The 7,080-nt window shown below is 71.3% G+C and carries 4 protein-coding genes; 1 reads left to right on the forward strand and 3 read right to left on the reverse strand.

The window, feature by feature from the left end:
* Positions 1–22: 22 nt before the first annotated feature.
* From RF646_RS08825 to RF646_RS08835, 3 genes are read right to left on the reverse strand one after another with little or no spacing between them, the layout of a single operon-like run.
* Complete coding sequence (locus RF646_RS08825) at positions 23–2,515, reverse strand: transglutaminaseTgpA domain-containing protein (RefSeq protein ID WP_368835750.1); 2,493 nt, start codon at positions 2,513–2,515, stop codon at positions 23–25.
* The gene (locus RF646_RS08830) at positions 2,512–4,098 is read right to left on the reverse strand and encodes a DUF58 domain-containing protein (RefSeq protein ID WP_368835751.1); all 1,587 of its coding nucleotides are present in this window, start codon (positions 4,096–4,098) and stop codon (positions 2,512–2,514) included. The genes RF646_RS08825 and RF646_RS08830 overlap by 4 nt, the downstream gene beginning before the upstream one ends.
* Positions 4,095–5,045 carry an AAA family ATPase gene (locus tag RF646_RS08835; protein ID WP_368835752.1) on the reverse strand — a complete coding sequence of 317 codons (951 nt, stop codon included), beginning with the start codon at positions 5,043–5,045 and terminating at the stop codon, positions 4,095–4,097. The genes RF646_RS08830 and RF646_RS08835 overlap by 4 nt, the downstream gene beginning before the upstream one ends.
* 170 nt (positions 5,046–5,215) lie before the next feature.
* On the opposite strand from RF646_RS08835, the gene RF646_RS08840 reads away from it, so the two are divergent.
* Positions 5,216–6,376 carry a TatD family hydrolase gene (locus tag RF646_RS08840; protein WP_368835753.1) on the forward strand — a complete coding sequence of 387 codons (1,161 nt, stop codon included), beginning with the start codon at positions 5,216–5,218 and terminating at the stop codon, positions 6,374–6,376.
* Positions 6,377–7,080: the final 704 nt, after the last annotated feature.

Below are 7,080 nucleotides of genomic sequence, written 5' to 3' on the forward strand. Positions count from 1 at the left end.
ACCCGCCCGCGCGGCGTCGTGGTCACCCGCGCGGGCCGCTCCACAGAGACGCCGGCCACCAGTCGGCGCGCAGCCGCCCGCCGCGCGAGGCCCGCTTCCGGAACTCGTCCCGGACCAGCGTGAGGTCCTCCGGCGTGGTCCGCGGGGTCCAGCGGGAGTCCGGGGCGCCGTAGCTCGCGGATTCCAGGTCCGCGACGAGGTGATCCACGGCGGTCTGCGCACCCGGTAGCCCCGCCGCGAGCCGGCGTGCCCGCACGCGGGGCGTGTCGGACGCGGGGGAGGTGACGCCGTGGTCCTCGGCGAGCGCGCGGAACTCGTCCCACGCGGCGTTGGCCCGGCGCTGCGGGGTCAGGGACGCGTCCTGCAGTGCCGCGAGTCGAGCCCGACGACGCCGCCCGCGCACCACCCGCGGCGCCGCCACGAGGGCCAGCAGCGCGAGCAGACCGAGCATCCCGGTCACGAGCCACCACGGCACCGCAGCGGTGGTCGGCACCGCCTCGTCCTGGGGTGGTGGCTCCTGCGAGGGGTCGTCCCCCGGTTGTTCACTCGGTTGATCGGACGGCTGGTCGGAGGGTTCCTCGCTGGGCTGTTGCTCGGGCTCGTCGCTCGGCGCCGCGGTCTCCTCCGGGGTCTCCGGGCCCTCCCCACCCTGGTCCTGGGCCGAATCCGGCGCGTAATCGGGGGTGCTGGGCACCCCGGGGGTGGGCTCGAAACGGACCCAGCCCACGCCCTCGAAGTACAGCTCGGGCCACGCGTGGGAATCGCCCGTGCTCACGGGGAAGGAACGGCCGCCGTCCGGGCCCTCGACCGGGGCGGTGGGCAGGTAACCCACAGCGACCCGCGCGGGGATACCCACTTCCCGGGCCATGAGGGCCATGGCCGGGGCGAAATGCCCCGAGTACCCCGTGCGGGTGCGCATGAATTCGTCGAGCGATCCCATCCCGCCGGCGTCGTAGCCCTGGGCGAGCGGCGCGGTCACGTCGTAGCGGAAGTCGTCGCGCAGGTGGTTCTGGATCGCGAGGGCGCGGTCGTAGTCCGTGTCCGCACCCTCGGTGAACGTGCGCGCGGCGTCCGCGACCGATTGCGGGCGGTTTGCGGGCAGCCGCAGGTAGTCGCCGAGCTGCGGGTCCGACGCCGCCGACGGTGCCGTCCGCAGTGCCTCCGGGGTGGCTCGTGACAGCGCGGACGTGACCGTGTACTCGGCCCCGGACATTCCCGTGGACTCGCTGAAGATGGACAGGTCGCGGGGATTCCACGCCCACCCCTCGTCACCGAGTCCACTCACGGCCACCGGGGCGTAGGGTGCGGGCAGCCAGTGCTCGGAGAAGTCGTCGAACATGACCTTGGCCGAGACCTCGGTGCCGCGGGGGACCGGGTTGCGCGCGGCGTCGGCCAGACCCGACAGATCGTCGTCCAGGTTCTCGACGTCCGGGAACCACTCGTCCTGGTCGAAATCGGAAAGGGTGAGCAACCGCATGTATTGGGGCTGGTCGTCTGAGGTCGTGTAGGAGAACCGCCGGGTGTGCTCGTCCGAGCGCAGGTCCTGACCCACCGCGCGCAGCGGGCCCACCCCGGAGGCGCGCTCCGCGGTGAACGAGCTGCCCTGGGGGAAGGCCCCGTTGAAGAATCCGGGCATGACAGCGGGGACGAACAGCACGACCGCGAGTACACCGGCGATGACGAGCAGGGCGCGGGGGAGTCCTCCCGGGGTCGGGGCGATGCGCTGGGCGCGCGTGGCACCCCAGAACCGTGAGCCGGCCAGCAGCGCCAGGGCGGCGAGCGCGGCCGCGGCCAGGCCGAGGGCAGTGACGCTGCCCGGCAGGGTCAGCGCGGGGAGCACGAGCAGCGCCAGGACCCCCAGGCATGCGAGCCCGGCCATGCGTAGGCCCACGAGGACGGTTTCCATGAAGACGGTCACCAGCCCCACCAGGGTGCACAGCACGAAGGCCAGCCCGGGGTTCGGGCCGTAGGGGGCGGCGTCGCGGGAGATGAAGTTGCCGGAGGAACGCCACAGCTCACTGGCCGCGGTGAAGGTCTCCCCGGTGGGGATGAAGCCCAGCAGGGCGTGGGGAGGCAGGTGCACCACGGTCAACGCGAGCAACAGGGCGGCCAGGCCCAGGACCGTGACGAGAGGTGAGGGCACGCGCAACCAGCGGGCCGCGCCCGTGACCACGAGCACCGTGAGCACGGTGGCCGCCACGGAGGGCAGCCACCACAGGCCGTTCAGCGCACCGGCCATGCCCACGCAGCCCAGGGCGATCGCGGTGAGCAGAAGCAGACTGAGTTCGATCACGCGGGGCCGGGGCGGATGCGCTCCCTGGATGTGCTGATCGTGCGGAGTGCGGGAGTGGCCGGCGGAGCTCCGGCCGTCCGGAGCGGCCCGGTGGCCGGTGGCGGCGGGGGTTACCGAGCGGCCCTGAGCCGTGGGTGCCGCGGTGGCGGTCGCATCCGCGCCGGGGGTCCCCGCGGAGATGGCGTCGTGGTCCGCGTGGGGCGTGGGATCGGGTGCGCTCATGCGGTGGCCCTCCCTCGGGCGCGGCCCATCATCTCGTCCATGCGCAGCTGTCGGGCACCGGGGTCGGGCGGCGGCGGAGTCAGCAGGGTGGCGCCGCGGGTGGTCGCGAGCCATGCGGCGTCCACGTCCGTCCAGCGCGTCACCAACACCACGGACCACCCCGCGGACTCGAACACCGCGGCGCTGTCGGGGCGGTGCGCGGGGGCGTCGATTACCATGATGACCGAACACACCGTGCTCGCCGCCGCTGCCGTGACGTAGCGCCGCGCGGCCGCTGGGGAGAGTCGGCCCGTGAGCAGCAACAACGGGTGGGAGAGCCCTTCCCGTTCGAGGCGCTCGGTCAGGGGATCGGTCGACGCCTCGGATTCGGGCCGGCTCACGAGGGCCGCTCGGGAGAGGCCGTGGACGACTTCCGTGGCGGTGTCGTCGGTGACGTCCGTATCCCGCAGGTCGGCCACCGGTGCCTCGCCGCGGGGCATTGCGCGGCCCTGGTCGTCGAGCGCGTGCACCACGGTCTCGCGGCGCGTGAGGTGCTCGATCACGGACGCCGCCGCGCGCACCGCCCACTCGAACTCCTCGGTGGATTCGAGCACACCGGCCCACACACGAGCGCCCGGCCAGTGTTCGGCCGCGGAGTCCAGGACCACGACGGCGCTGCGCGTGCTGCGCGGGTCCTCCTGGCGCACCATGAGCTGGCCGTGCTTGGCGGACGCCGCCCAGTGCACCCGGCGCATGGGGTCACCGTGGCGGTACTCGCGGGTCATCACGTTGTCGGGTCCCGGTTGCGGTTGGGCGCGCCGGGACGGGTCGTTGCCGGATTCACGCGCCATGGTAGCCCCGTGCTCGGTGAGGTCCTCGGGTTCCGGGGCCACGTACAGCGACGTCCGCTCGGCCACGTCCAGCAGTTCGGTCACCACGCCGAACGGGTCGCCCACGCGCACCGTGGCCGGACCCAGTTCGTGGATCCCCCGACGCCGCGGGCGCACCGTGTACGTGACCGGCGCCCCGGACACCGGTACCGAGACGTCCTGGTCCCGGCCCAGCAGGGGGTCCACGGTCTCGTGCACGTCCACCGCGGCGACGGCGCTCGTGCGGCCCGAGCGGAGGGTGCCCTTGCGGTCCGCGTCGGTGGTGTTCGGGCCTGCCCCGCGGCCGGGGTTCGCGGCATCCGCCGGGCCATTGCCCATGCCACCCGTCAGGCCGCCTCCCGCTGTGCCCATGTCGTGGACCGCGGGGTCCACCGGGTCGTGGGTGGAGCCTGCTCGACCGGCACCCGAGGTGCGGTTGCGCGCGGAGAAGGCGGAGCGACGTCGTACGCGCAGGGCCACCTGGGCGGCGTCGCCGAGCGTGACGAGCGGCGGGTCCACCGAACGTTTGAGCAGGACGCGAGGTTTGACGAGCCACATGGCCAGGGAGGACAGCAGCGGCACCATGCCCAGGAACAGGGACAGCGCCAGGACGTCCTTGCGGCCGAGCCACGTGGCGGCGGCCAGGCATAGCACGGCTGCCGCCAGGAAACACCACCCGCGCACCGTGAACTTGGCGCGTGAGTCCACCCGCGCCTCGGGAGCCGCAGCCTTCATCGGGTCTGGGGGGCGTCTTCGGTGGGGACGCGGACGTCGGAGAGGATCGTGCGCACGATGTCCTGGGCGCTGTCCGCGCCCGAGCGACGCTCGAGGAGCAGGCGGTGGGAGAGTACGGCCACCGCGACGTCCTTGACGTCGTCCGGCAGCACGTGGTCGCGTCCGGCCAGGGCGGCCTGCGCGCGGGCGGCCGCCTGCAACTGCAGGGCCCCGCGGGGGCTCGCGCCCAGGCGCAGGTGCGGGTGCGTGCGGGTGGCTTGGCACAGTGCCACCACGTAGCGGCGCACCGGGGTGGACACGTGCAGCGAGGCCACGTGGCGTACGAGGTCGCGGGCCTCCTCGATGTCCACGACCGGCCCGAGACCCGTCAACGGGGAGCCTGCGCCGTGATCGCGCAGCATGGCGACCTCGGCGTCCGCGTCCGGGTAGCCCATGGAGATCCGCGCCATGAACCGGTCTCGCTGGGCCTCCGGGAGGGGGAACGTGCCGTCCATCTCCACCGGGTTCTGGGTGGCCACGACCATGAACGGTTCGGCCAGCCGGTACGTGGTGCCGTCCGCCGTGACCTGGCCCTCCGCCATGGCCTCCAGCAGCGCGGACTGGGTCTTGGCCGAAGCGCGGTTGATCTCGTCCCCGATCACCACGTTCGCGAACACCGGGCCGGGTTTGAACTCGAACTGGTTGCGGGTCTGGTCGTACACCGACACGCCCGTGATGTCCGTGGGGAGCAGGTCCGGGGTGAACTGGATCCGGTTGATCGTCCCACCCACCGCGCCGGCCAGGGTACGGGCCAGCATGGTCTTGCCCACGCCCGGGACGTCCTCGACCAACAGGTGGCCGCCGGCCAGCAGGGTCAGCAGGGCCGTGCGGGTCTCGGCGGGTTTGCCGTCGATGACCGAGTTCATGCGGTCAAGGATGGCCTTGGTGCGGGCGGCGAACTGCTCCATTATTTCCTCGTCTCACGGGCAGGGGGATCCGGGGGTGTTTGTCCCCATGTTCGCAGGTATTTGCCAGGTGCGGGTGCATTGCGAACGGGGTCGGGGCCCCTTCCTCACCGAGCGGCGCACGGATGCGGTTGCCCGGGGCCGGGCGGGAGCGCGTCATCTATCGTGGAGGGGTGATCGAGACACCCGTATCCGAATCCGTGTGGGACCACGCAGCCCGACCCGAGCCCGTGGCGGGACAGACGCCCGAGGCGTACACCGTGGAGCGGTACGCGGTCGCCGATTCCGGTGACGACGTGCCCAACGGTGAGGGCACGGAGCGTCGTGCGCACACGGATGCACAAGGACGACGTCGCAATCTCACGTTCCCTGCGCTGCCGGAGCCGTTGCCGCACCCCGTGGTGGACAACCACACCCACCTGGACATGCAGGACGGGTTGGTACGGGTGTCCGTGGTGGATGCGATGGCCACGGCCAGGGACGCCTCCGTGTGCGGGGTGGTCCAGGCAGGGTGCGACGTGGAGTCGTCGCGATTCGCGGTGGCAGCGGCGCAGACGGTTCCGAGGGTGCTGGCAGCGGTGGCGCTGCACCCGAACGAGGCCCCCACCTTGGCCGGGTCGGGTGTCTCCGGAGACCTGGATGCACCGGCTCCGGCGGGTGACGGCTCGGCGAAGGGGTCCGGAGCGGGGCGCTTCGAGTCCGATGGACCAGGGGGAGTTTCCGCGGCTGGGCGTTTCACGGGGGCACACGACGCGGGCTCAACGGGCGGGCGCTCGCTGGACGAAGCGCTCGCGGTGATCGATGAATTGGCGGGGCAGCGTAGGGTGCGCTGCGTCGGCGAGACGGGAATGGATCGTGTACACACCCCGGAGTCGGGGTTAGCGGTGCAGGAGGAGTCGTTCCGGGCGCACATCGAGATCGCCAAGCGGCACGGGGTGGCCATGCAGATCCACGACCGTGAGGCCCACGAGGACGTGGTGCGCATCCTCCGTGATGCCGGGGCTCCCGAACGTACGGTGTTCCACTGCTTCTCGGGGGACGCGGAGCTCGCGCGGTTGTGCAACGAGAACGGGTGGTACATGTCGTTCGCGGGAACCGTGACGTTCAAGAATGCGGCACCGCTCAAGGCAGCGCTGCGGGAAGCGGATCCGGGGCTCGTGCTGTGCGAGACGGATGCGCCGTTCCTCACGCCGCACCCGTTCAGGGGCCGGCCCAATGCGCCGTACATGGTCAACTACACGGTGCGGGGGATGGCGGAGATCCTGGACACGGACCTCGAGGAGCTGTGCCGGCGGATCTGGGAGAACTCGGAGCGGGTGTACGGGCAGTTCTGAATTCGGAACGGGTGTGCGGGCAGTTCTGAGGGGCTCCCACCCCGCCCCGCGCCCCATCCACCATGCCCACCCACACCCTGCGCCCACGTGGCTTCTCATGCGTGCTCCCACAACCAGCCCACCCACCTCCCCACCGCGGCAACCGGGCTGCACCACACCTGTGCCCCGAAAAAGCAAGGAGCGAGGCGAATCCAGTGTCGTTTCGGGGCACAGATGTTTACGAGATCGGGGGCGTGAGGTCATCCGCACTCCCCATCCAGTCCAGGCCCTCCGATTTTTAGGTCGTCCGTTCCTAGATTCCTGGCATGGACTCACGAATCACTGCCACTTACCGAGGCCCACGACCTCTCGTGGCCACTTCCGGTGAACTGGGTCGGCGGAAACACCAGCTGACCCGTGATCCTTCGATGCATCAACTGGCCCACGAGCTGTGGTGCCGCGCCGATTCGCCCCCGGATCACGTGCAACGGGCCATGTTGCTGCAACGTCATCTCAACTGCTCTGGATCGTCCGTCCGCATCACGGGGATCACCGCGCTACAAGTCCTTGGGATTCCGATCGGGTCCCACTATCGATGGGCGGATCGGGCGCTGTGTCATCCCGCGCCCATGATGTCCCGCTGGGCACTCACCGTGAAGCGCCCTGGGTTTCGTTCCGATCCAACTGAAGGAGAATCGGAACATGCCCAAGAAGTTCAGCCCCGA

The organism is Kocuria sp. CPCC 205261 (genome assembly GCF_040981025.1).
GTDB lineage: Bacteria > Actinomycetota > Actinomycetes > Actinomycetales > Micrococcaceae > Kocuria > Kocuria marina.